General features: G+C 68.8%; 19 protein-coding genes and 1 tRNA gene. 3 read left to right on the forward strand and 17 right to left on the reverse strand.

Annotated features, from left to right (window positions below; all coding sequences use genetic code 11):
* Window positions 1–2 precede the first annotated feature (2 nt).
* From BM085_RS15790 to BM085_RS15805, 4 genes are all read right to left on the reverse strand, one after another.
* Window positions 3–1448: a VWA domain-containing protein gene (locus tag BM085_RS15790; RefSeq protein ID WP_093887736.1), complete on the reverse strand. Its 1446-nt coding sequence runs from the start codon at window positions 1446–1448 to the stop codon at window positions 3–5.
* A complete protein-coding gene (locus BM085_RS15795; protein ID WP_093887737.1) occupies window positions 1445–2845 on the reverse strand; it encodes a hypothetical protein in 1401 nt (466 codons plus the stop codon). Before BM085_RS15795 ends, BM085_RS15790 begins: the two co-directional genes overlap by 4 nt.
* Window positions 2845–3336, reverse strand: a complete 492-nt coding sequence (locus BM085_RS15800) for a hypothetical protein (protein ID WP_218158725.1) — start codon at window positions 3334–3336, stop codon at window positions 2845–2847. Before BM085_RS15800 ends, BM085_RS15795 begins: the two co-directional genes overlap by 1 nt.
* Before the next feature lie 253 nt (window positions 3337–3589).
* Window positions 3590–4009 carry a hypothetical protein gene (locus BM085_RS15805; RefSeq protein WP_143120941.1) on the reverse strand — a complete coding sequence of 140 codons (420 nt, stop codon included), beginning with the start codon at window positions 4007–4009 and terminating at the stop codon, window positions 3590–3592.
* A 145-nt stretch (window positions 4010–4154) separates the two neighbouring features.
* Between BM085_RS15805 and BM085_RS15810 the strand changes: the two genes are divergently transcribed.
* Complete coding sequence (locus BM085_RS15810) at window positions 4155–4481, forward strand: PadR family transcriptional regulator (protein WP_093887739.1); 327 nt, start codon at window positions 4155–4157, stop codon at window positions 4479–4481.
* Complete coding sequence (locus BM085_RS15815) at window positions 4481–5062, forward strand: hypothetical protein (protein WP_143120942.1); 582 nt, start codon at window positions 4481–4483, stop codon at window positions 5060–5062. The genes BM085_RS15810 and BM085_RS15815 overlap by 1 nt, the downstream gene beginning before the upstream one ends.
* 44 nt (window positions 5063–5106) lie before the next feature.
* Here BM085_RS15815 and BM085_RS15820 read toward each other — a convergent pair whose 3' ends face one another.
* Together BM085_RS15820 and BM085_RS43065 are read right to left on the reverse strand one after the other, a co-directional pair.
* Window positions 5107–5751, reverse strand: coding sequence for a hypothetical protein (locus BM085_RS15820; protein WP_093887741.1), 645 nt, complete (start codon window positions 5749–5751; stop codon window positions 5107–5109).
* A gap of 182 nt (window positions 5752–5933) precedes the next feature.
* The gene (locus BM085_RS43065) at window positions 5934–6230 is read right to left on the reverse strand and encodes a hypothetical protein (protein WP_143120944.1); all 297 of its coding nucleotides are present in this window, start codon (window positions 6228–6230) and stop codon (window positions 5934–5936) included.
* 840 nt (window positions 6231–7070) lie between these two features.
* Here BM085_RS43065 and BM085_RS15825 point away from each other — a divergent pair.
* Window positions 7071–7847, forward strand: a complete 777-nt coding sequence (locus tag BM085_RS15825; protein WP_177245120.1) for a helix-turn-helix domain-containing protein — start codon at window positions 7071–7073, stop codon at window positions 7845–7847.
* Between the two features lie 216 nt (window positions 7848–8063).
* Here BM085_RS15825 and BM085_RS15830 read toward each other — a convergent pair whose 3' ends face one another.
* The 11 genes from BM085_RS15830 to dnaA form a co-directional block, all read right to left on the reverse strand.
* Entirely contained in the window at window positions 8064–8312 is a 249-nt protein-coding gene (locus BM085_RS15830) for a hypothetical protein (protein WP_093887743.1), read from the reverse strand.
* A 442-nt stretch (window positions 8313–8754) separates the two neighbouring features.
* Window positions 8755–8828, reverse strand: a tRNA-Ile gene (locus BM085_RS15835).
* Between the two features lie 138 nt (window positions 8829–8966).
* On the reverse strand, window positions 8967–9614 hold the full coding sequence (locus BM085_RS15840) for a DUF3566 domain-containing protein (RefSeq protein WP_093887744.1): 648 nt from the start codon (window positions 9612–9614) through the stop codon (window positions 8967–8969).
* Between the two features lie 72 nt (window positions 9615–9686).
* Window positions 9687–12197 carry a DNA gyrase subunit A gene (gyrA, locus tag BM085_RS15845; protein WP_093887745.1) on the reverse strand — a complete coding sequence of 837 codons (2511 nt, stop codon included), beginning with the start codon at window positions 12195–12197 and terminating at the stop codon, window positions 9687–9689.
* A 42-nt stretch (window positions 12198–12239) separates the two neighbouring features.
* The gene (gene gyrB, locus BM085_RS15850; RefSeq protein ID WP_093887746.1) at window positions 12240–14183 is read right to left on the reverse strand and encodes a DNA topoisomerase (ATP-hydrolyzing) subunit B; all 1944 of its coding nucleotides are present in this window, start codon (window positions 14181–14183) and stop codon (window positions 12240–12242) included.
* Between the two features lie 296 nt (window positions 14184–14479).
* Window positions 14480–15103: a DciA family protein gene (locus BM085_RS15855; protein ID WP_093887747.1), complete on the reverse strand. Its 624-nt coding sequence runs from the start codon at window positions 15101–15103 to the stop codon at window positions 14480–14482.
* Window positions 15093–16265, reverse strand: a complete 1173-nt coding sequence (gene recF, locus BM085_RS15860; RefSeq protein ID WP_093887748.1) for a DNA replication/repair protein RecF — start codon at window positions 16263–16265, stop codon at window positions 15093–15095. The genes BM085_RS15855 and recF overlap by 11 nt, the downstream gene beginning before the upstream one ends.
* Before the next feature lie 328 nt (window positions 16266–16593).
* A complete protein-coding gene (gnd, locus tag BM085_RS15865; RefSeq protein WP_093887749.1) occupies window positions 16594–17535 on the reverse strand; it encodes a phosphogluconate dehydrogenase (NAD(+)-dependent, decarboxylating) in 942 nt (313 codons plus the stop codon).
* 32 nt (window positions 17536–17567) lie between these two features.
* Complete coding sequence (locus BM085_RS15870; RefSeq protein WP_093887750.1) at window positions 17568–18305, reverse strand: 3-keto-5-aminohexanoate cleavage protein; 738 nt, start codon at window positions 18303–18305, stop codon at window positions 17568–17570.
* Between the two features lie 65 nt (window positions 18306–18370).
* A complete protein-coding gene (dnaN, locus tag BM085_RS15875; protein WP_093887751.1) occupies window positions 18371–19510 on the reverse strand; it encodes a DNA polymerase III subunit beta in 1140 nt (379 codons plus the stop codon).
* Between the two features lie 573 nt (window positions 19511–20083).
* Entirely contained in the window at window positions 20084–21832 is a 1749-nt protein-coding gene (gene dnaA, locus BM085_RS15880; protein ID WP_093887752.1) for a chromosomal replication initiator protein DnaA, read from the reverse strand.
* Between the last annotated feature and the right edge of the window lie 291 nt (window positions 21833–22123).

A 22123-nucleotide genomic window follows, 5' to 3' on the forward strand; every position in this document is an offset into this window, starting at 1 on the left:
TCCTAGGCGAGGAAGTTCTTGAGCTCGAACACGAGTTTGCGGATGTGACCCGAGATCACGGGGGTGCCCAGGTCCTTGAGCTTCTGGCGGAACCACGGGTCCACGCTCTGGTGTCCCGAGCTGTTCACCGAGCCGACCGGGATGAACTTCACGCCCGAACGGTGCAGCGCCTCGAAGTCGGTGATCAGCGCCCGGTTGTCGTAGAAATCGGAGATCCACACCATCACGGTGTTACGCGGGTCGGCGATCTTCGGCCGGGCGAGGGCCATCGCGACGGTCCCGTTGGTGCCGCCCCCGAGAGTGGTCCGCAGCAGCACCTCGAACGGGTCGTGCACCCACGGGGTCAGGTCGAGCGCCCGGGTGTCGTAGGCGACCAGATGCACGTCCACCTTGGGCAGGCCCGCGAAGATCGAGGCGAGGATCGTGCAGTTCACCATCGCGTCGACCATCGAGCCCGACTGGTCGACGACCACGATCAGCCGTGCCGGCGTGGTCCGCCGGGCGGTCTGCCGGTAGTACAGCCGGTCCACGTACAGCCGCTGGTCCTCCGGGCTCCAGTTGGTGAGGTTCTTCCAGATCGTGCGTTCGACGTCGAGGTTGCGGAACACCCGCTTCGGCGGCACCGACCTGTCGATGACGCCCACGCTGGTCTTCTCGACCTGCGTGCGCAGCACCTCGGCGACCTCCTCGACGAACCTGCGGATCAACGCCTTGGCGTTGGCCAGCGCGACTCCCGACAGGTTGGCCTTGTCCCGCAGCAGCTGCTCGATGAGCGACATACTCGGCGTCAGCCGGGCGGCCAGAGCCGAGTCGGCCAGCACCTCGCGCAGGCGCATGCGGCGGACCAGGTCGCCTTCCAGGCCGGCCAGCACGCCGGCCAGTTCGCCCCCTCCGGGGTGGGAGCGCAGCTGTCCCGGCTCGGCCCCGAGCGCCTGCTCGAACCAGCCGGCGTTCTGCTGCCAGCGGGCCAGATCGGTGGCGCTGACATCCCCCGTCCCCGTCGAGAACACATTGAGCAGGAGCTTCGACACCAGGGCCGCCCGGCGCACCTCGGCCTCACCGGCCCGCCCCGGCGGGCGCCCGTCAGCGGAAGCGGCATCGTCCTCAGCCTCACCCGACGGGCGCCCGTCGACGGGAGCGGGCGCGCCGCCGTCCTCAGCCTCGCCCGGCAGCTCCGGCGAGTGCCCGTCGACGGGAGCGGGCGCGACGCCGTCCTGCTGCGCCAGCAGGCCCCGCAGCTCGACGCCCAGGTCGGGGAAGCGCTGCACGATGTTGTCCACCGACACCGCCGGGTCGAGCAGCGCCGGCGGCAGCCCGAGGTCGCCGACGATGGCCATGCTGGCCGCCTCCAGCGACGGCTGTTCGTCGTTGTCGAACAGCCGGGCCAGGAGCCGCCAGTAGAGCACCTGGCGCCGGTTCTCGTCCGCGCTGATCCGGGAGTCGCTCATCGCCTCAGCAACCGCCCGGCCCGCTCGCGCAGTACGGCCACCGCGTCACCGGCCCTGGCCTCGGCCTTCACGACCTTGGGGTCCGTGGGGCCCAGCGCCCAGTCTCCGGTGTGCACCTCGACCGTCTGGCGCTTGACCGTCGTCTGGACCGCGAGGGGCTGCAGCAGCCAGCGGCCGCCGTCCCAGCGGACCAGGCCGATGCACGCCGAGGAGGAGGCCACCAGCTTGGGAGTGAGCGGCCCGCAGGCCGGCAGGCGGTCGACGTCGACGGTGAGGGTGCCGCCCCCCAGGTCCAGCGTGCCGTCGGCGGTCGCGCGGTAGCCCTCCACCAGCACGGGCTCGGCGATGCGCACGGGATGACGGTCCAGGGGCGGCACCGCCGCGGCGAGCGCGCCGGCGAGCTGGAGCCTGGCGGTGGCGAACGGGTCGACGGGCTCGCCCACGCGGGCCCGGTCATCGTGCCACACCAGGTCACCGCTGCCCAGCAGGGGCAGGTCCGTGACGTCCAGGCCGCGGTGTCCGGCCAGCGCGCCCAGCAGCGCGGGGTAGCCGTCCAGCAGCCGCCACAGGGCCGGGCCGACGATCGTGTCCACCTTCGCGGCGGCGACGCTCGTGCGCACCAGCCGGGACGGCGTGCCGTCGGCGGGTTCCAGGATGCCGTGCACCTGCATCTGTACGGCGGTGCCGTGCTCGTGCACGTCGACGCCGAGGATCAGCAGCCGTCCCGACACCACGCCCGCGGACTCGGAGGCACCGGGCAGGCCACCGGCCTGCGACAGCAGCAGAGCGCGCGTCCACAGGTCGGCCCACCGCCGGGCGGGCAGGCGCTCCACCGTCGCGACGGGGCACGACGCCCGCAGCTCGGCCGCCAGGCCGTCGAGCAGCACCGCGAGCCGGCGCAGGCCGGGTTCGGGCAGCAGGGCCTCGATCGTCTGGCTTGAGGCGGAGACGAGGTCGTGGTCGACGCCCCGCCATCCGGTGATGGCCAGCTCACCGAGCCAGGATCGGCACCCGCTGAGCAGATTGTCCGCCGCGGGCGCCGGCGTGGCCGGCGGTTCCTCCCACGACACCCGGACCCTTCCCAGCACGGCGTCCAGGCGGGCGAGCAGGGCGTCGTGCACCGCGCCGAACAGTGCGGCGCGCCCGCCGGCCAGGGCCGTCAGATGCTCCTCCGCGACCGAACCGGCGGCGAGCTTTCCGGCCGCCTCGCCCACCCGCCCGCCGAGCGGCGTGGCCGAGAGAGCACCGGCCAGGGAGGTCAGCGCCGTCGCGCGCTCCTCGCTCAGCCGGGCGAATCCGTGCACGAGCGCGTCGTCGAAGCCCGTGACCAGATCGAGGGCCTCCCCGACTCCCGGCGGAACGCCGTCGAGTAGTTCGGCGAGCTGTACGCCAAGCATCAGCGGATCGCCCCCGTGGCCGGGAACCAGTGCATCTCAGCGATGGGCCCGGTGGTGCCCGGCAGCTCCAGGTAGGACAGATGGCGCAGGAAGCGGCTGAACACCATGGCGCCCGGTGTGGGCTCGTGCCGGCCGTTCAGGCAGCTCATCAGGTCCGCGCCGTCACCTACCTCGACGTGCAGGTAGCGGGCGACCTGGTCGAGGCCGTACTGGAGCACGGCCTCCCCGGCGAGGGCCTGCAGGTGCTTGCACGGCGAACCGTACAGCCCACCGCACGGCCGGTTGTTGTTGGTGCTGCAGTTGAAAGCGTGAGTTCCAGCGGTGATCGACGAGACGTACACCCGAGCGATGTCCGAACCACTCGACACGACTCCCTGCAGGCGGCCGTCCGCCAGCTCGACGAAGGGGACCTTCGCCAGTTTGCGGGGCTGAACGGGGGACACCACCCGTGCCACGCTGCGCTGTTCCCACGCGGCTCCGTCCGCGTTCACGATCCCCGACCTCCAGCCCAAACGGCTCGCGGATGCCTGCCGACACGGCGGCATCTACGCGAACGGCCGATCATGAACCGGCAATTTACCGCATCACGGACTCGGCCGCGCCAAGCGCGGGCAGGGGCTACGCGAGGGTCTGACAGCGGTCGGCGCCAAGCGCGGGCACGGGACGGGTACGGGATACGTGAGGGTCTGACAGTGGCCGGCGCCAAGCGCGGGCAGGGAATACGCGAGGGGCGGGTCGGGCGGTTCAGGCCTGGCTCCGGCTCGGGCCGGCGATCAGGACGAGCACGGCGACAGCACCGTAGAGCGGGAGCACGAGCCAGGGCCCCTGCGAACCCTCGGGGCAGTAGGGGGAGAAGAACGCGATGACCGACAGCGCGTAGTAAGCGGCTGTGGCGAGCGCTCCGCCTGCTCCCACCTGGGCCAGGAGACGGCGCCTGCGGGGCGGCGCTCGCCAGGCGGCCACGGCCAGAGCCACCAAGACGAGCGGAAGAAGGGCGGCCAGCGCGCCGAAGCCCAGGCCGAGCACGTCGAGACCGGTGTATCCGCCTTCGGTGTTCAGCCGGGCGCAGATGTCGATCCCCACATCCACCTGTAACGACGCCAGGTGCGGGAGGGCGGCCAGGAAGACGGCGCTCATCCAGCACAACGGGGCACGGTACGTCATCGCCTTCCCTCCCTGGGCTCCGCCTGGAGCGCCTTCCCGCGCCGGACTTGCCCCCATGGCTGAAGCCGGAGGTCCGCGCCCGGCATCTCCGATCGGCGGATGGTTGATCTTGAATTAATAGTACGGATAGCGATATATATCGAACATGGCGCTACGCGAGCAGAGCTACCTGATACTGCTGGGCCTCTCCCAAGGCCCACTCCACGGATACGGAGTGATCAAAGCAGTGCGGGAGCTGTCCGAAGAGCGCGTACGACTCGGCGCCGGCACCCTCTACGGCGCTCTGGACCGGCTGACGGGCGACGGACTGGTGATCGTGGTCAAGGAGGAGGTCGTCTCCGGCCGTTACCGCCGTTACTACGACCTCACCGGCCATGGACGTCAGGTGCTGGCCGAAGAGACCGCCCGCCTGGCCCGTCTGGCCGCCACCGCTCAGCACCGCTTGCGTCTCCAGCCCGGAATGGGAATGTGATGGCCTCCAACGCCGCCTCCGCCTACGAGCGCCGCTGCCGGTTACTGATGCGCCTGGCTTATCCGCCCCGCTTCCGGGAGTTCCGCGGCACCGAGCTTCTGGGTACCCTGATGGATCTGGCCGAGCCGGGACAGAGCGCTCCGAACGTGCGCGACTGCCTGGACATCCTTCGCGGTGGGCTCATGCTGCGCCTGCGCGAACACCCGCCGCTGCGGCACTGGCTGCTCTACCGGCTGGTAGCGGTCCGGTTACCCTGGCAGTATCGCTGGTGGGCCAGAGACGACATCCAAGGCCGGTTCTCCCTTGAGCGACAGCTCAGCCTTGGCCTCCTCCTCTACGGCCCACCGATCCTGGCGATCAGCCAGTCGCCTCCGTCATACGGGCACATGGCGGGAGTGCTGATCACCTACCTGCTCCTCCTGACATCCAGGCGCTCGATGAGACGCCAGATGCTCGCCAAACACGAGTTCCATCCTGACGGCACCTCCTACGTTCCGCGTCCACCCGAGTTCCGCCCTGACGGCGGGGTCTACGAGCTCCAGCCGGACCACGTCCGGGGGATGCAACGGCCAGGCCGGTAACACGCTCAACACCGCCTTCCACGACCACACCCGATGTCACGCGATCACGACCTGCCGCGCCGCCGAAAAAGCCACCGGCCCGCGGAGGCGAGACCGAGCGCCCCCACGGCCGCGCCCGCATAGATCCAGAGCGAGACCGCCCCGTCCTGCGACGCGTGGGGTGGAGAAGGAACAGCGGTCGCCGCCGGACGAGTGGCTGTGCCCAGGGCGGCGAGCAGTCCGGAGGTGAGGGTGGACACGTCGGGGATCGCGTCCTGCGGCCGCAGCGGCTCCTTACCCGGGCGGACCGTCCGGTTTCCACTGCAGAGCGTGGTGTGCAGGGGCACACCCGGATCGGTGTCGAACATGCCGGTCTGCCCGGTGGAGGCGAACACCAGATAGCGAGCCCCGATGTCGAAGCTGTACCCGCAGGAGGCGCCGTCGGAGTTGGTGGCCACCTGGAAGGCGGCGTCCGCCCTCCCCTTGTAGACCTGGTCGGCGTGGAAGGTGTAGACGATCGGCGGCCGGGGGCCGAGAGGGTCGCCCTCGACCTGACGGACGGCCGTCACCGTCCCGGTGAAGACGGCGGCCGACTGTTCCATCTGGGCCTTCGGCTCGAACGGGACGCAGGAGCAGGCGCACGCCGTACCCGGAGCGATCGCGAGGGTGGCGGCGACGAGCAGGAGAACGGCCAGAACCCGGTGTCTCATGCCTCCATCACGTATCGCTTCGGACAACGGTTCGATGGCGGACGACGGAGAGCGGGGTCGCGGCATGAACGCCAAGACGGCAGTCCCGCTCTTCGGCGTGGGCGGACTGAGCATGGCGCGGAAACAGGCTGATCCGGGAACGGCTCGCCCCGAGAGCTTCGGGGCGAGCCGTTCCCGTTCACCTACGCTGATTCTTGGAGGGGGTCGCCATCGGCCTCCGGAGGAACCGGTTGATCCGCCGTCTCCCGGAGGTGGAGCAGTCGTCTCCACTCCAGGGAGTTTCGGGTTGTGCCGGCTCCTTCTACCGGAGGCTCGACGAGCAGCGAGAAGTCACCGGACTCGACGAGCGGCGGAGAGTCACCGGATGTGCAGAACACCGCTTCCTCGTCGTCGTACTCGTCATACGAGAGACCACATCTGAGGCAGGCCGCCGCCTCAAGCTCGGGCGGCCAGTCATGCTGTGCCAAGGTCATGATCATCCTGGGGGAGATGGTCCCCGCGCCAACGGAGTCGGCGCAGAACCGAGTGCCCTGCTGATGACCGAGCCGAGGAACCGTACGGGCCTTCGGCTCGGTGAGGGATCATGAGCCGGTCACGGGCATGCCAGATGCCGACGTGACCTCGTGAGCTCACGACATATGGTGGTTCTGACCAGGAACACGGTCGGCGAGACGTCGATGCGATGCGCTCACTCGCGCCATCCGGTGGGGCTCCGGCAAGGAAGAAGGCCCACAACGGATCGATATCGACGCACACTTTGTCGTCGATCCGACGGACGGGCCGCTAAGGGCCACAGATATAGTTCACGACAGTCCCCTCTCGTCAGATGTGGAAGTCGGCCCGCGATTGCGGGCAGGGCGGGGCGTCGGCCTGGCAGGGTCCGAGAGCTGCAATCTCTCGGGTGTCCCCCGCTGGGCCGTCCCCGTATTAGAACAGAACCCGTCCGGCCGTAGGGCTCTCAGGCCCGTGCTCGGCTGGGATATCGACAAGGGTACACCCACCAGGATGGGCGTGTTCGCCCCAATACGTTCCGCCCACGCAACGGAGATCTTGAAGACCAATGCGTGGATGAAGCACGTCCCTCCCAACGCCGAAAACCAGCGCCACGCCCTACATCCATGCACGCCGGACGGTATCCCGACCCGAATGTCACTCTAGGCACCCCTGGGAAGATCGAGCGCTCGAAGTCATGGATGATGGAGAGAGGTGTGGCTACTCGCCCGAAAAGTGGCATTGATCGGCATGATCCCTCATTGCGCATGTGCAACGCGATGGCTATGGTGCGATTGCGCGTTTGGAAAGGGTGCAGGAGTATACAAGTGAGGTCCGACAACGAAGCTGGCGACACCTCTTTCTCGGTCTGGCTGACGCAGATGGCCAAGGCCCGGGGCTACCCCACCGACGCATCACTTGCGGATGCGCTGAACATCAGCCCATCCACGATCTTAAGGTGGCGACGTGGCAGCAAACCCTCTGTCACGCACCTGCTGAGTCTGAGCAGCACACTCGGTGTCCACTTGGAAGGACTGCTGGTTTTAGCCGGCCATGCCGACGCGAAGGCCCTCAGCTCGCAGGCCGACCTGCCATCACCACCGTCGGCGATCACCGAGACCGTCCGACGCATCATGGACTCCTCGCTCAGCGAGCACTCCAAAGAGGCACTGGACCGATACTGGCAGGCTCGACTCAACGAGGAACGCGTCCGGCTGTACGAGCTCATCCGCATGTTGGAGGACGCCGAGCAGGGCAAGATCGATGTTGTCGACGACCTTTCCAAGGTTCTAGCCCTTGCCTCTCAACCAGGGCTGCCCAGACATTTGGTGGATCTGGTCAGGGAGGTTACCGACATCCTGGAAGCCAACAGACCCAGAAGACGACGGCGCCGATCGTCGCCCGGAGAGCTTCACTTCGCCCTGAGAGCCACACAGTCTGGCCGAGTCCTTCTTGAACTGCTGACTCCCGATGGAGCCGTGACAAGCACCGCAGGTGAGTATGAGAGTCCCGACGAGGCTCTACAGCAGCTTGAGCGCAAAATCACCGCCGGACCAGACACCATCGGCCTGGTGGATGAGCGTCAAGCCCCCGACGAGCCCTGAGTCACTGTTGTCCTTCGGCCCCGGATGCGCGAAGCGCTCCAGGGCCGGCGCATGTTCGGCGCGCCTTGGAGAAGAACGCGGCCGGACATCGTCTGCTATGGGCTATCCCCGCTCCCACCTGCGCACACGGTCCACGGCGATCCACCGTCGTCCGGCCCCGTCCAGGACGGTTGGCACTCAGTCCGTCACCCGGCGATCCCTACCCGATGGGCTTGATCAAAAGCCTGTCTCCGACCGTTCGGGGTAGTCCATTTCGAACAGGGTCTTCTCGATGTGGTATATGGTCGAGCCCTGTCCCGACGGCACCACCCCCTGCTCGACGTAGCTGTCGTCTTTCCACTTATCCAGTTGAAACAGTTCCGACAGCGCTCCCGCAGGAGAGTCCGCGTGCTCTTCCGCCTCCTGCTCGTCGTAGCCGTTCTCGACCAGGCGTCTCCGGCCTCGGCGTGGGCCCTGGCCAGACATGAGCCGTACCAGGCGCGATCGCGCTTGTAGCTCTCCGGCAGGCCGGACAGCCCTTCCATCAGCAGGTCGACCGCCTTGGGCCAGTTGGCGAGGTGCGGCTCGGTCATGCCGCGCTGGAGGCGGAACCACGTCTCGTCGTAGAAGTACATCCACACCGGCTCGTCGTCGGCATGCTCGGCGGCCTGGCGGATCAGCGCCTCGGCCTCGTCCAGCAGCGGGCGGCCCGTACGTCGCCGGCGAGCGCGTGCCTTCGGGCGGCCGTCTGCGCGCGCCTGGCGTGATCTGGCCGTCGTGGAAGGCCTACCGGAAGCAGCCCACCCGGTGCTGCTCAAAGGGACCGAAGCAATGGATCCGAACTTTCCCGGCGAGGCCAAAAAGGCTCAGCCACCCGGAAGATCAAAAAAGGCCACTTCCCGGTTCGGGAAATGGCCTCTGAACTGTGTGGGGCTACCAGGACTTGAACCTGGGACCTCTTCCTTATCAGGGAAGCGCTCTAACCGTCTGAGCTATAGCCCCTCGTTACGAGAGAGAACGGTATCGCATCCGCCTGCTGGAGGCGAATCCGTCCGCTCGAACAGGGAAAAGCTTACCCTGTTTCGGCACCCGCTTGCGCCATGTCCCCGGCCCTCGGACCGGGGACACAACGGCGGTTGCCTACTCGGCCTCGCTGAAGGTGACTTCCACGCCGCCGACCAGGTCAGAGGCGATGTTGTAGATCACCGAGCCGAGGGTGGACAGGGCGGTGATCAGCACCACGTTCACCGCGCCGATCAGCGCGGTGTAGCCCAGGATGCGGACCGGCTCGAACCAGGAGGCGACGTCCACCCCGCTGGTGGACTTGCCGTCGGCCGTCGTGAGCTGGTTCACCGTCTGGATGATGTTGTCGAACACCCCCAGGCCGGACAGCACCATGTAGAGCACCGCGACCGCGACGAACAGCACGACGAAGCAGACCAGGGAGACCACGAAGCTGAACTTCATGGCCGACCACGGCTCGATCCGGCGCAGCACCAGGTGGGCCTTGCGCGGCGCCCGGGGAGAGGGGTCGGCCGCCTTCCTGCCCGGCGCCTCAGGCGCGGGGGACGACAGGCCCCCCGGAGCCCAGGAGGAGCTGTCGGTCTCCGTGGACCGCGGGCGGATGCGCACCGTGGAGTCGCTTGGCTTGCCGTCCTCGATCGCTGTCACGTTCTGCCTGCCCTTGAAGTCGTCGGTTACCGATTTATCGGTCTCCGGCGTGGGCTTGCTACCGTCGGCCGGGGACTCGGCCACATCGACGGCGTCCGCTTCAGTGGCCTTGTCCATCTTCTCCGTCACCTGGTCGCGTGTCGATGAGGAGGCCGGACGTGGACCTGGTCTGGCCTGAGCGCACACAGGCTACTCCCCTTCCCCGTTTTGCTCGGTCTCCAACGCATCGTTGTGCTCGGTCTCCAACGCCTCGGCATTACGGGCGAGAGCCACGACGCTGTCCCCCTCCGCGAGATTCATCAGACGTACCCCCATGGTCTGGCGACCGGACTGCTTGATCTCCCCTGCGCTGGTCCGAATAACCCCGCCGGCGGACGTGATCGCGAAAACCTCGTCCTCCGGCCTGACCATGGCAGCACCAACCAGCTTGCCACGAGCGCTGACGATCTTGGCAGTCAGGACGCCCTTGCCACCTCGACCCTGAACAGGGTACTGATCGGCCGGGGTGCGCTTGGCATACCCGCCCTCGGTCGCGATCAACACGTCGTCGCCGTCACCGATGCGGTTCATCGCCAGCAGCTCGTCCCCGCCGAGGAAACGCATGCCGATCACACCGCTGGTCGCCCGGCCCATCGGGCGCAGGGCCTCGTCGGAGGCCGTGAAGCGGATGGACTGGGCGCCGCGGGAGACCAGCAGGAGGTCGTCCTCCTCCGACACCAGCCTGGCAGCGATCACCTCGTCATCTTCTCGCAGGTTGATGGCGATCAGGCCACCCGAGCGCGGCGAGTCGTATTCGGACAGTCGCGTCTTCTTCACCAGGCCGCTGCGGGTGGCCAGCACGAGGTACGGCGCGACCTCGTAGTCACGCAGGTCCAGCACCTCCATGACGACCTCGTCGGGCTGCATGGCCAGCAGGTTCGCCAGGTGCTGGCCACGCGCGTCCCGGCCGGAGTCGGGCAGCTCGTAGGCCTTGACCCGGTAGACCCTGCCCTTGTTGGTGAAGAACAGCAGCCAGTGGTGGGTCGTCGTGACGAAGAAGTGGTCGACGATGTCGTCCTGCCGGAGCTGCGCGCCGCGCACCCCCTTGCCGCCGCGCTTCTGCGCCCGGTAGAGGTCGGTGTTGGTGCGCTTGGCGTAGCCGCCGCGGGTGATCGTGACGACCATGTCCTCCTCGGCGAGGAGGTCCTCGATCGACATGTCGCCCTCGTAGGCGATGATCTCCGTCTTCCGCTCGTCCCCGTACTTCGAGACGATCTCCGAGAGCTCGTCGAAGACGATCGTGCGCTGGCGCTCCGGCGAGGCCAGGATCGCCTGGTAGTCGGTGATGTGCGCCATCAGCGTGTCGTACTCGTCGGTGATCTGCTGGCGCTCCAGGGCGGCCAGCTTGCGCAGCTGCATGTCGAGGATGGCCTGCGCCTGGATCTCGTCGATCTCCAGCAGCGCCATCAGGCCGCCCTGCGCGGCCGACGCCGACGGCGAGCGCCGGATGAGGGCGATGACCTCGTCCATCCGCTCAAGCGCCTTGAGCAGCGCGCGCAGGATGTGGGCGCGCTCCTCGGCCTTGCGCAGCAGGTAGCGCGTCCGGCGGACCACGACCTCGATCTGGTGTGCCACGTAGTGGCGGACGAACTGGTCCAGCCGCAGGGTCCGGGGCACGCCGTCGACCAGGGCCAGCATGTTGGCGCCGAAGGTGGTCTGGAGCTGGGTGTGCTTGTAGAGGTTGTTCAGGACGACCTTGGCGACGGCGTCGCGCTTGAGCACGATCACCAGGCGCTGGCCGACGCGGGAGGAGCTCTCGTCGCGGACGTCGGCGATGCCGGTGATCCGGCCCTCCTTCACCGACTCGGCGATCGACAGCGCCAGGTTGTCCGGGTTGACCTGGTAGGGAAGCTCGGTGACGACCAGGCACTGGCGCCCCTTGGCGTCCTCCTCGACCTCCACGATCGCCCGCATCGTGATCGAGCCGCGGCCGGTCCGGTAGGCGTCGTCGATGCCGCGGCGGCCGACGATCAGCGCGCCGGTCGGGAAGTCGGGGCCCTTGACCCGGGCGATCAGCGCTTCGAGCAGCTCGTCGTCGCTCGCCTCGGGGTTCTGCAGGGCCCACCTGACGCCGTCGGCCACCTCGCGCAGGTTGTGCGGCGGGATGTTCGTGGCCATGCCGACCGCGATCCCGGCCGACCCGTTGACCAGCAGGTTCGGGAACCTCGACGGGAGGACCAGCGGCTCCTGGGAACGCCCGTCGTAGTTGGGCTGGAAGTCGACGGTGTCCTTGTCGATGTCACGGATCATCTCCATGGCGATCGGCGCGAGCTTGCACTCGGTGTATCGCATGGCGGCCGGCATGTCGTTGCCCGGCGATCCGAAGTTGCCCTGGCCGTCGATCAGCGTGTAGCGCAACGCCCAGGGCTGTGCCAGCCGTACGACGGTGCCGTAGATCGACGAGTCGCCGTGCGGGTGGTAGGAGCCCATGACGTCACCGACGACGCGTGAGCACTTGAAATACCCCCGGTCGGGGCGGTAGCCGCCGTCGTACATGGCGTAGAGCACGCGGCGGTGCACCGGCTTGAGTCCGTCGCGGACGTCGGGCAGCGCACGGGACACGATGACGGACATCGCGTAGTCCATGTAGCTGCGCTGCATCTCCGACTGGATGTCGACCGGCTCGATGCGCTCTACGAGCGGAGTGTTCACATCCGTCACGGGTGGTGGATCCCTTTCAGAGAAGAGTCTGTACGGCTACCGCTACACATCGAGGAATCGGACGTCTCGCGCGTTCCTGATGATGAAGGAGCGGCGGGCCTCGACGTCCTCACCCATGAGAACGCTGAACAGCTCGTCGGCCTGGGCGGCGTCGTCGAGGGTGACCAGGCGCAGGACGCGGGTCTCGGGGTTCATCGTGGTCTCCCAGAGCTGGGAGGCGTTCATCTCGCCCAGACCCTTGAACCGCTGGATGCCGTCGTGCATGCGCGGGTCGCGCTTGCCGCGGGCGATGCCGTCCGTGATGATCGCGTCGCGCTCCGGGTCGGAGTAGGCGTAGGAGGCGTCCTCGCCCCGGCGGTCCCACTTGATCTTGTAGAGGGGGGGCTGGGAGAGGTAGACGTGCCCGGCCTCGATCAGCGGCCGCATGAAGCGGAACAGCAGCGTCAGCAGCAGCGTGTTGATGTGCTGGCCGTCGACGTCGGCGTCGGCCATCAGGATGAGCTTGTGGTAGCGGAGCTTGGTGATGTCGAACTCGTCGTGGACGCCGGTGCCCATCGCGGTGATCAGCGCCTGGACCTCGGTGTTCCGCAGCACCTTGTCGATGCGCGCCTTCTCCACGTTCAGGATCTTGCCTCGGATGGGCAGGATCGCCTGGAACTTGGAGTCGCGGCCGCCCTTGGCCGAGCCGCCCGCCGAGTCACCCTCGACGATGAACAGCTCGCACTTCTCGGGGTCGCTCCACTGGCAGTCGGCCAGCTTTCCGGGCAGGCCGGAACCGGACTCCAGCAGCGACTTGCGCCGGGTCAGGTCGCGGGCCTGGCGGGCGGCCAGCCGGGCGCGGGAGGCCTGCAGGGACTTGTTGATGATGTCCTTGGCCTCGCCGGGGTTGCGCTCGAACCAGTCGCGCAGGTGGTCGTTGCAGGCCTTCTGGACGAACGACTTGGCCTCGGTGTTGCCCAGCTTGGTCTTGGTCTGGCCCTCGAACTGCGGGTCGGCCAGCTTCACCGAGATGATCGCGGTGAGGCCCTCACGGATGTCCTCACCGGCCAGGTTGTCGTCCTTGCCCTCCTTGAGGAACTTCTGCTCGCGCGCGTAGCGGTTGACGATCGACGTCAGCGCCGCGCGGAAGCCCTCCTCGTGGGTGCCGCCCTCGGCCGTGTTGATCGTGTTGGCGAAGGTGTAGACCGACTCGCTGTAGGAGTTGTTCCACTGCATGGCGATCTCGACCGAGATCCCCTCGCCGCTCTCCTCGAAGTCGATCACGGAGACGTGAGCGGACTCCTTCTTGGAGTTGAGGTGCTTGACGAAGTCGGACAGGCCGCCCTCGTAGTGGTAGATCGCCTCTTTGGGCTCGCCGTTGATGTGGTCGGGCCGCTCGTCGCGCAGGGAGATCGTCAGGCCCTTGTTGAGGAAGGCCATCTCCTGGAAGCGGCGCGAGAGCGTCTCGAAGTTCCACGTGGTGGTCTCGAAGATCGTCGAGTCGGCCCAGAAGGTGATCGAGGTCCCGGTCTCCTCGGTCGGCTCCCCCTTGACCAGGGGGTGGACCGGCCGGGTCTCGGCATAGCTCTGCTGCCAGTGGTGCCCGTCGGTGCGAATCTCCACCTCCAGCTTGCTGGAGAGGGCGTTCACCACCGAGACGCCCACGCCGTGCAGGCCGCCGGAGACCGCGTAGGACTTGCTGTCGAACTTGCCGCCCGCGTGCAGCACGGTGAGGACGACCTCGACGGCCGGGCGGCCCTCCGCCTCGACGATGCCGACCGGGATGCCCCGGCCGTTGTCCACGACCCGCACGCCGTTGTCGGCGAGCAGGGTGACCTCGATCCGGTCTGCGTGACCGGCCAGCGCCTCGTCGACGGAGTTGTCCACGACCTCGTAGACGAGGTGGTGGAGACCGCGCTCGCCGGTCGAGCCGATGTACATACCTGGGCGCTTACGGACCGCCTCGAGACCTTCGAGAACAGTGATTGAGCTAGCGTCGTAGGACAAGTGCGGAATCCTCCTGCCGCGGACATGCGGCGGGAGCGAACTTCAGCCCCGCCGTGCCCGTCACCGTCGTGAATGCCCCGATGCGCTCACCCAGGGGAGTCGGCTTACGTGCCGGGGGTGACACGCAAACGGACGTGTCCGGAATTCAGTTTCATTCTAGCGGCTCAGAGCGCATGATGTGGCATTGACGGGCTCCAGAACGCTCTGTCGCGCGTCGACCCTCCGCTCAAGCATCCCCCTACACGGAGGGGGGTCGTCGCGCCAGAAGGGCCGCTGATCCGTTTCTGGCCAGTCGATCAGCCGTAGGTGTCGCCCGGGCCGCGGCTGCCGGTGACCCGCAGACCGCCGCTGGGACGCGGGCCGTTCTGCGGGCCGCGCACCTTCACCCGCTGCACCGTTCCGTCCCCGAGCTCCTCGTTCAGGCGTCTGACCAGGGTTCTTGCCAGCAGCCGCACCTGGGTCGCCCAGGCGGTGGAGTCGGCGACCACCAGGACCTCGCCGTCGGCGAAGGTCTCCGGCTTGGTGTGCGCGGCCAGATCGGGACCGACGATCTCGTGCCATCTGCCGAAAACCCCGCCCACGGCCACCGGCTGTTCCCAGCCGCGGTCGGCCAGCAGATCGGTGATGGCCCGGCCGAAAAGCTGGGGATCGCCGAAATCCCTGCGCGGCCCGGTCGCCCTGCGCCGGGGCTCCCGGCGGGGAAGCTGCCCTCTTCTGGCGGCGTCGGCCTTGGCCTGGGCCAGCTTCTCCCTTGCCAGCGCGGCGCCCTTGGCCGCCGAGTTCTTCGCCGATCCGGGCTCCGGCGGCGTGCCGCCGGAGGCGGGGCGGGCGTCCCCGGCGGATCCCGGCGTGCCGCCCGGGGCGGGGCGGGCGTCTCCGGAGGGCGCCGGGCCGGATTCCGGCCGCCTCTCATCGGACACGCTGCACGCTCCCCTCGGCGACGTCGAACCGGGCCCCGACCAGCTCCGCGGGGACGTCGGCGGCGACCGCGGCGGTGATCAGCACCTGCTCGGCCGGGGCGACGATCTCGGCCAGCCGGCCGCGGCGCTGGTTGTCCAGCTCGGCGAAGACGTCGTCGAGGATCAGCACCGGATCGCCGCCGTCGGCCCTGAGCAGGTCGTAGGCGGCCAGCCGGAGGGCCAGCGCGAACGACCACGACTCGCCGTGGCTGGCGTAACCGCGGGCGGGCAGCTCCCCCAGGCCGAGGAACAGGTCGTCGCGGTGCGGGCCGACGAGGGTGACCCCGCGTTCGATCTCGGAGGTGCGGACCTCCAGCAGGCCGGCGCGGAGCCGCTCCTCCAGGGTCGCGCGGTCGGTCTCCGCCTCGATGGACAGCGAGCCGCGGTATTCCAGGGCGGCGGGGGCGGAGTTGGGCGCCAGGGCCGCGTAGGAGGCGGCGACCAGCGGCCGCAGCGCCTCGACGAGCTCCAGCCGGGCCGCCAGCAGCTCGGCGCCGTGCCTGGCCAGGTGGGCGTCCCAGACCTCCAGGGTGCTCAGGGGGTCTCCCGCGCCGGCCGCGGCGAACGCCGCGTCGTTGTCGGCCCGCCGTCCGCTCCGGCCGCCCCGCCGCGCCTGAGCCGCCGTGCGCAGCAGCGCGCCGCGCTGCTTGAGCACCCGGTCGTAGTCGGCGCGGACCCCGGCGAAACGGGGCGTCCTGGCCACCAGCAGGTCGTCGAGGTAGCGGCGCCGCTCCGAGGGGTCGCCCTTGACCATGGCCAGGTCCTCGGGGGCGAACAGGACCGTGCGCAGCAGCCCGACGACGTCGCGCGGGCGAGACACCGGTGAGCGGTTCAGCCTGGCCCGGTTGGCCTTGCCCGGGTTGATCTCCAGCTCGATCAGCGCCCGCCGGTCCTCCCGCACGACCACGGCGCGAACGATCGCCCGCGCCGCCCCCTGCCGCACCAGCGGCCCGTCGTTGGCGACCCGGTGGCTCGACTGCGTCGCCACGTAACCCAGCGCCTCGACCAGATTGGTCTTGCCCTGCCCGTTGGGGCCCACGAAGGCCGTGACACCGGGCTCCAGGCCGAGGTCGACGGTGTCGTAGGACCGGAAGTCGGTCAGGGAGAGGTTGGCGACATGCACCCCAGGAAGATTAGTCGGCCACGCCCGCATCTGGGGCCTCGCCGCGTCCGCCCGGCTCGCGCCGGTGGACGAGCCCGCCCCGTGCGGGAGCGGGCGGGCGTACGGCTCGCGCTCGCGGGAGCACGCGTCGGCGTCGGGCTGGCGGCGCAGGCGCGTACGGCTCGCGCCCGCGTAAGCATGCCGGTCCCGACTCCGAAGTGTCCGTCGCCGTACGGCTCGCGCCCCGTGGGAGGGGCCCCTGGCCGACGGGCGGAACCGGCCCGCGCCGGCTACGGCCCGCGCTCGCGGGAAGGGTGCGGGCCGTACGGGGAGACGGTCCGGCCGTCGCCTACTTGTCGGCCTCCACCGGCGGGACGACGTCGGCGCCGGGGGCGTCCGCGCCCTTGGCGAACTCGCCCTCCTTGGCGGTGACGGCGTGCCCGCCGAACTGGTTGCGCAGGGCCGCGACGACCTTCATGGCCGGGGAGTCCTCCTGCCGGGAGGCGAACCTGGCGTACAGCGCGGCGGTGATGACCGGCAGCGGCACCGCGTGGTCCACGGCCGCCTGCACCGTCCACCGGCCCTCGCCGGAGTCCTGCGCGTAGCCCTTCAGCTCGGCCAGGGCCGGGTCCTCGTCGAGCGCGCGGACCATCAGGTCCAGCAGCCACGAACGGATGACCGTGCCGTGCCGCCAGCTCTTGAAGGCGCCGGGCACGTCGGTCACGACGTCGGAGGCCTCAAGCAGCTCCCAGCCCTCGGCGAAGGCCTGCATCATGCCGTACTCGATGCCGTTGTGGACCATCTTGGCGAAGTGGCCGGCGCCCACCTCGCCCGCGTGGACGAAGCCGCCTTCCTCGGGCTTGAGGGTCTCGAAGATCGGCATCAGCCGCTCGACGCCGGGCTCGGAGCCGCCGACCATCAGCGCGTAGCCGTTCTCCAGGCCCCAGATCCCGCCGCTGACGCCGCAGTCGACAAAGCCGATCTCCTTGGCTCCCAGCTCGGCGGCGTGCTTCTGGTCGTCCAGATAGTGCGAGTTGCCGCCGTCGATCACGATGTCGCCGGCCGACAGCAGGTTGCCGAGCTCCTCGACCGTCGCCTGGGTCGGCGCTCCCGCGGGCACCATGACCCACACCGCGCGCGGCGCCTGGAGCCGATCCACCAGGTCCTTCAGGCTCGAGACGTCACTGACCGCCGGATCGCGGTCGTAGCCGACGACGTCGTGACCGCCGCGGCGCAGCCGCTCGGCCATGTTGCCGCCCATCTTGCCCAGTCCGACCATGCCGATCTGCATACGAGCACCCCCTTCAGGGTTCCATCATCCACCTACACCCGGCGTGCCAGCGCAAGCCGTACCAGATCGGCGTTTCCGTCAACAGGATCACCCACAGGGCTGTGGAGGACGTCCTCCAGACCGATGCGCGTGGCCAGGCCCAACTGCCCCGCCTCGTCCACAAGTATCCAAGCCGGTCCTTCCTCCCCGTGGAGGAGCCGCGGGCCGGGGACGGAGAGCTCGTCCAGACGGCCGAGCACGGCGTGCGCGCGCGACACGGCGGTGTCGGCGGAGCCTCCGATGATCTCGACGAGAACCCGCACGCACTCCAGCCCCGTCGAGGCGAGCGCGTCGGCGTCGTCCACGGACCAGACCCCGGCCTCGACCCCCACGCCGAGCCGTCGGAGATCATGCCACAGGTCGGAGAAGCCGGGTTCGGAGAGGTTCACCGAAGCGAAGTCCGGCCGGTCCTCCGCGGGAAGCGCGGCCCAGCCGCGCACGGCCTCGCGCCTCGCCTCCACGTCCCCGCCCGATATCCACAGCCCTGTGCTCACCCCGACGGGGAGCCCGGGGCAGACTCGCCGTACCGCGCGGACGGCCGCACCGACGTGGACGGCGCTGAGCGACTCGCTGCCCGCCTCGTCACGCGGATGCATGTGCACGGCCGCCGCACCCGCCTCACGGGCCTCACGGGCCGCCTCAGCGAGCTCCAGGGGGGTCAGGGGAAGGGCCGGGTGGTCCCCGGCCCTCCTGCTCCCGTTGAGACACGCCTTGATCATGGTCACACCCATCCACGGCTCCCGGTGACGTCCGGCGTCCGCGGCCGGGGCTCTCCCGGCCGCTCCGGGACAGGGTGTCAGCTCGACAGGCGGATGGGCATGATCAGGTAGCGGTAGTCGGGGACGCCCTCGCCGTCCACGTGCTTGCCGCCGGTGAGGATCGCGGGCTTGGTGGAGGTGGTCATCTGCAGGCGGGCCACGTCGGAGTCGATCGCGCCGAGCCCCTCAAGCAGGAACTGGTGGTTGAAGGCGATGTTGATGTCGTCGCCCTCGAAGTCGACCGGGAGCACCTCGACCGCCTGGGCCTCGTCGCCGCTGCCCGCCTCCAGGACGACCTCGTCGCCGCGGAAGGCCAGCCGGACCGGGGTGTTGCGCTCGGCGACCAGGGCCACGCGCTTGACGGCCTCGACGAACGCGCTTGTGGACAGCTCGGCCCGGGCGGAGAACTCGGTCGGCAGCAGCGAGCGGTACTTGGGGAACTCCGGGTCGAGCAGGCGGGTGGTGGTGCGGCGACCGGCGCTGGAGAAGCCGATCATGCCCTCCCCGGTGCCGCCGACGGAGCTCATCGCGATCTCGACCTCGGCGCCGGTGCTCCCGAGGGCCTTGGCCGCGTCGGCGAGGGTCTTGCCGGGGATCATGGCGATCGCCGAGAAGTCGGGCTGGCCCGGCTGCCACTTCAGCTCCCGTACGGCGAGGCGGTAGCGGTCGGTGGCGGCGAGGGTGACGGTGTCGCCCTCGATCTCCACGCGTACGCCGGTCAGCATCGGCAGGGTGTCGTCCTTGCCCGCGGCCACGGCGACCTGTCCGACGGCCGAGGCGAACACGTCGCTGCCCACCCGCCCGGCGGCCGGGGGCATCGTCGGCAGGGAGGGGTAGTCCTCCACAGGCATGGTGAGAAGTGTGAACCGGGCGCTGCCACAGGTGACGACCGCCTTCGCGCCCTCCACGACGAAGTCCACCGGCTGTGCGGGGAGCGCCCTGGTGATCTCGGCGAGGAGCCGGCCCGAGACGAGCACCACGCCCGCCTCGCCGCTCTGCGGTTCGAGGGTCACCTCGGCGGAGACCTCGTAGTCGAAGCCGGAGAGCTTGAGCTGCCCCTTCTCCGTGACCTCGAGGCGCATGCCGGCCAGCACCGGCACGGAGGGACGCGCCGGAAGACTGCGTGCCGTCCATGCGACCGCCTCAGCGAGCACGTCTCGCTCGATCCGGAACATCACGTGGATCTGCCTCCTGTGTGTTGAGCGCTCTTCGCTCGGTGCCTTGGGTTCGGGTGTTCACTGTCCCGCACATGCGCTCCCCGGAACCCCTCTATGGCTCTTGGGTTTTCTAGTTAGAGATACAAGGGGTCATCGCATTAGGGGCTGTGGAAACTGTGGAAGATCGTTGTTTTCGCAGGTCAAGTATAGTTTTTCCATCCACCGGGCCTGTGGGTGGAAGGTGTGGAGAACTCAAGGGCCTGGGGAGAACCGAGCTCTGCACACAGGCCATCCCCAGATCTTGGTGCCTTCATCCACCGGTTATCCACGAGGTTTCCCCAGGTTCTCCACGGGGTAGAGAGTCGTTTTGTCCCTGTGGAAAACTCTCTTCACAGGGCGTCCACAAGTTGTCCACGAGTTCTCCCCAGGTTGTCCCCAGGTTGTCCCCAGATTCATCCCCAGGCCGTGGAGACGCCCGGAACCCCCCGGACCAGCGTTGATCATGGTCGGACGCGCCGATCGCCTCCGGATGACACGTCCGTATCACTGATCCACAAGGTTTTCCACAGCCTGTGCATCACGGTGGAGGGAATCTCATCCATTGCGCGACTGCTGCTTGATCCTCGTGGTGAGTTCGTTGACCTGGTTGTAGATCGAACGACGCTCCGCCATGAGCGAGCGGATCTTCCGGTCGGCGTGCATGACCGTGGTGTGGTCGCGCCCGCCGAACTGCTGGCCGATCTTCGGCAGCGACATGTCGGTGAGCTCCCTGCACAGATACATGGCGATCTGCCGGGCGGTGACCAGGACGCGCGAGCGCGACCCGCCGCACAGGTCGTCGATCGACAGGCCGAAGTAGGCGGCGGTGGAGGCCATGATCGTGGCGACCGTTATCTCGGAGCCGGCGTCCTCGGTGATCAGGTCCTTGAGCACGACCTCGGTGAGCTGCAGATCGACCGACTGCCTGTTGAGGCTGGCGAACGCGGTGACCCTGATCAGGGCCCCCTCCAGCTCTCGGATGTTGGTGGAGATGCGGCTGGCGATGTACTCCAGCACCTCGGGCGGCGCGGCCAGGCCCTCCTGGATCGCCTTCTTGCGCAGGATCGCGATGCGGGTCTCCAGCTCGGGCGGCTGGACGTCGGTGATCAGGCCCCACTCGAACCGGTTGCGGAGCCGGTCCTCCAGGGTGACCAGCTGCTTGGGCGCCCGGTCACTGGAGATGACGATCTGCTTGTTGGCGTTGTGCAGGGTGTTGAAGGTGTGGAAGAACTCCTCCTGCGTCTGCTCCTTGCCCTCCAGGAACTGGATGTCGTCCACGAGCAGGATGTCGACCGCGCGGTAGCGGCTGCGGAAGCCGTCGGCCTTGTGGTCGCGGATGGAGTTGATGAAGTCGTTGGTGAACTCCTCCGAGCTGACGTATCTCACCCGCGCGCCGTCGTAGAGGCTCTGCGCGTAGTGGCCGATCGCGTGCAGCAGGTGGGTCTTGCCCAGGCCCGAGTCGCCGTAGATGAACAGCGGGTTGTACGCCTTGGCCGGCGCCTCGGCCACCGCGACGGCGGCCGCGTGGGCGAAGCGGTTGCTGGAGCCGATGACGAAGGTCTCGAAGGTGTACTTGGGGTTCAGCCGGGCGGGTTCCCCCTGGGTACGGCTGCCGCGGCTGTCCCACCGGTTGTGCACACCGCCGGTGCCCGGGGCCTGCGCGGGCCGCTCGAAGGTGTCCGGTTCCGAGCGCGAGGGAGGAGAGGGCCGCGGGGTGTATCCGCCCCGGCCGTACCCGCCGCCGCCCTGCTCCGCCGGGGGCGGGGCCGGAGAGGGCTCCGCCGGGAGGTACGGCTGCCCCTGCTCCTCCCTGTGTTGATAGGGGTAGGAGAACGGCTGGGCCTGTGGCTGATGCTGTGGATATTCGGTGGACGGCGGCGCCGCGGTCCCGGCGGCCGGATAGGGGTGCTGGGACCCGGAAGCGCTGTGGTGCTGGGAGGTTACCGGCTGTGCATAATTCTGCTGCGGCCCGCCACTCTGTGGATAACCCGTCGGCGGCGCCTGTGGATAGGACTCCGGGCGGGAGGCGCCGGAGTCGGAGCCCGTGGCGCTGGGGTCCACCATGACCGCGACCCGCATCGGGCGGCCGAACTCCTGGGAGAGCGCGTGGCTGATCAGGGGACGGAGCTTGTCCTCCAGGACATCCCTGGCGAAATCATTGGGGGCCGCGAGCACCACGGTGTCGTTCATGAGGCCGAAGGGCCGGGTCATGCTGAGCCAGACACGCTGCTGAGACGGGACGCTCTCGTTGAGGGAGTTCTCCAACGCCCGTGCCCATACCGCGCTGAGATCCATTCCATCCATGCCCGGCTCACCTCCTCCGACGCGGCCCCCGTGAGCTCACCGCGATCTGTTTATCCACACCGATGATCGCCGGGCGCATCGGATTTCCCCGTTGTCCACATGCCGGCCTGCCCGTGGCTCCGCGGAGGCACTGCCTGGAATCCACATCGAATCCACACGGTGTGCACAGCCCCGCACTTGCCGCCTGGCGCGTTCCGGCAGCGGAGAGAAGGTCTGGGAGGGCCGACAGTAGCCCTGTCCACAGCTGTGTACAAGACGTTGTCCACAGCCTAGTGGCAGTGCGGGGGAGGC

Origin of the sequence: Streptosporangium canum (assembly GCF_900113865.1) — a bacterium.
Lineage (GTDB): Bacteria > Actinomycetota > Actinomycetes > Streptosporangiales > Streptosporangiaceae > Streptosporangium > Streptosporangium canum.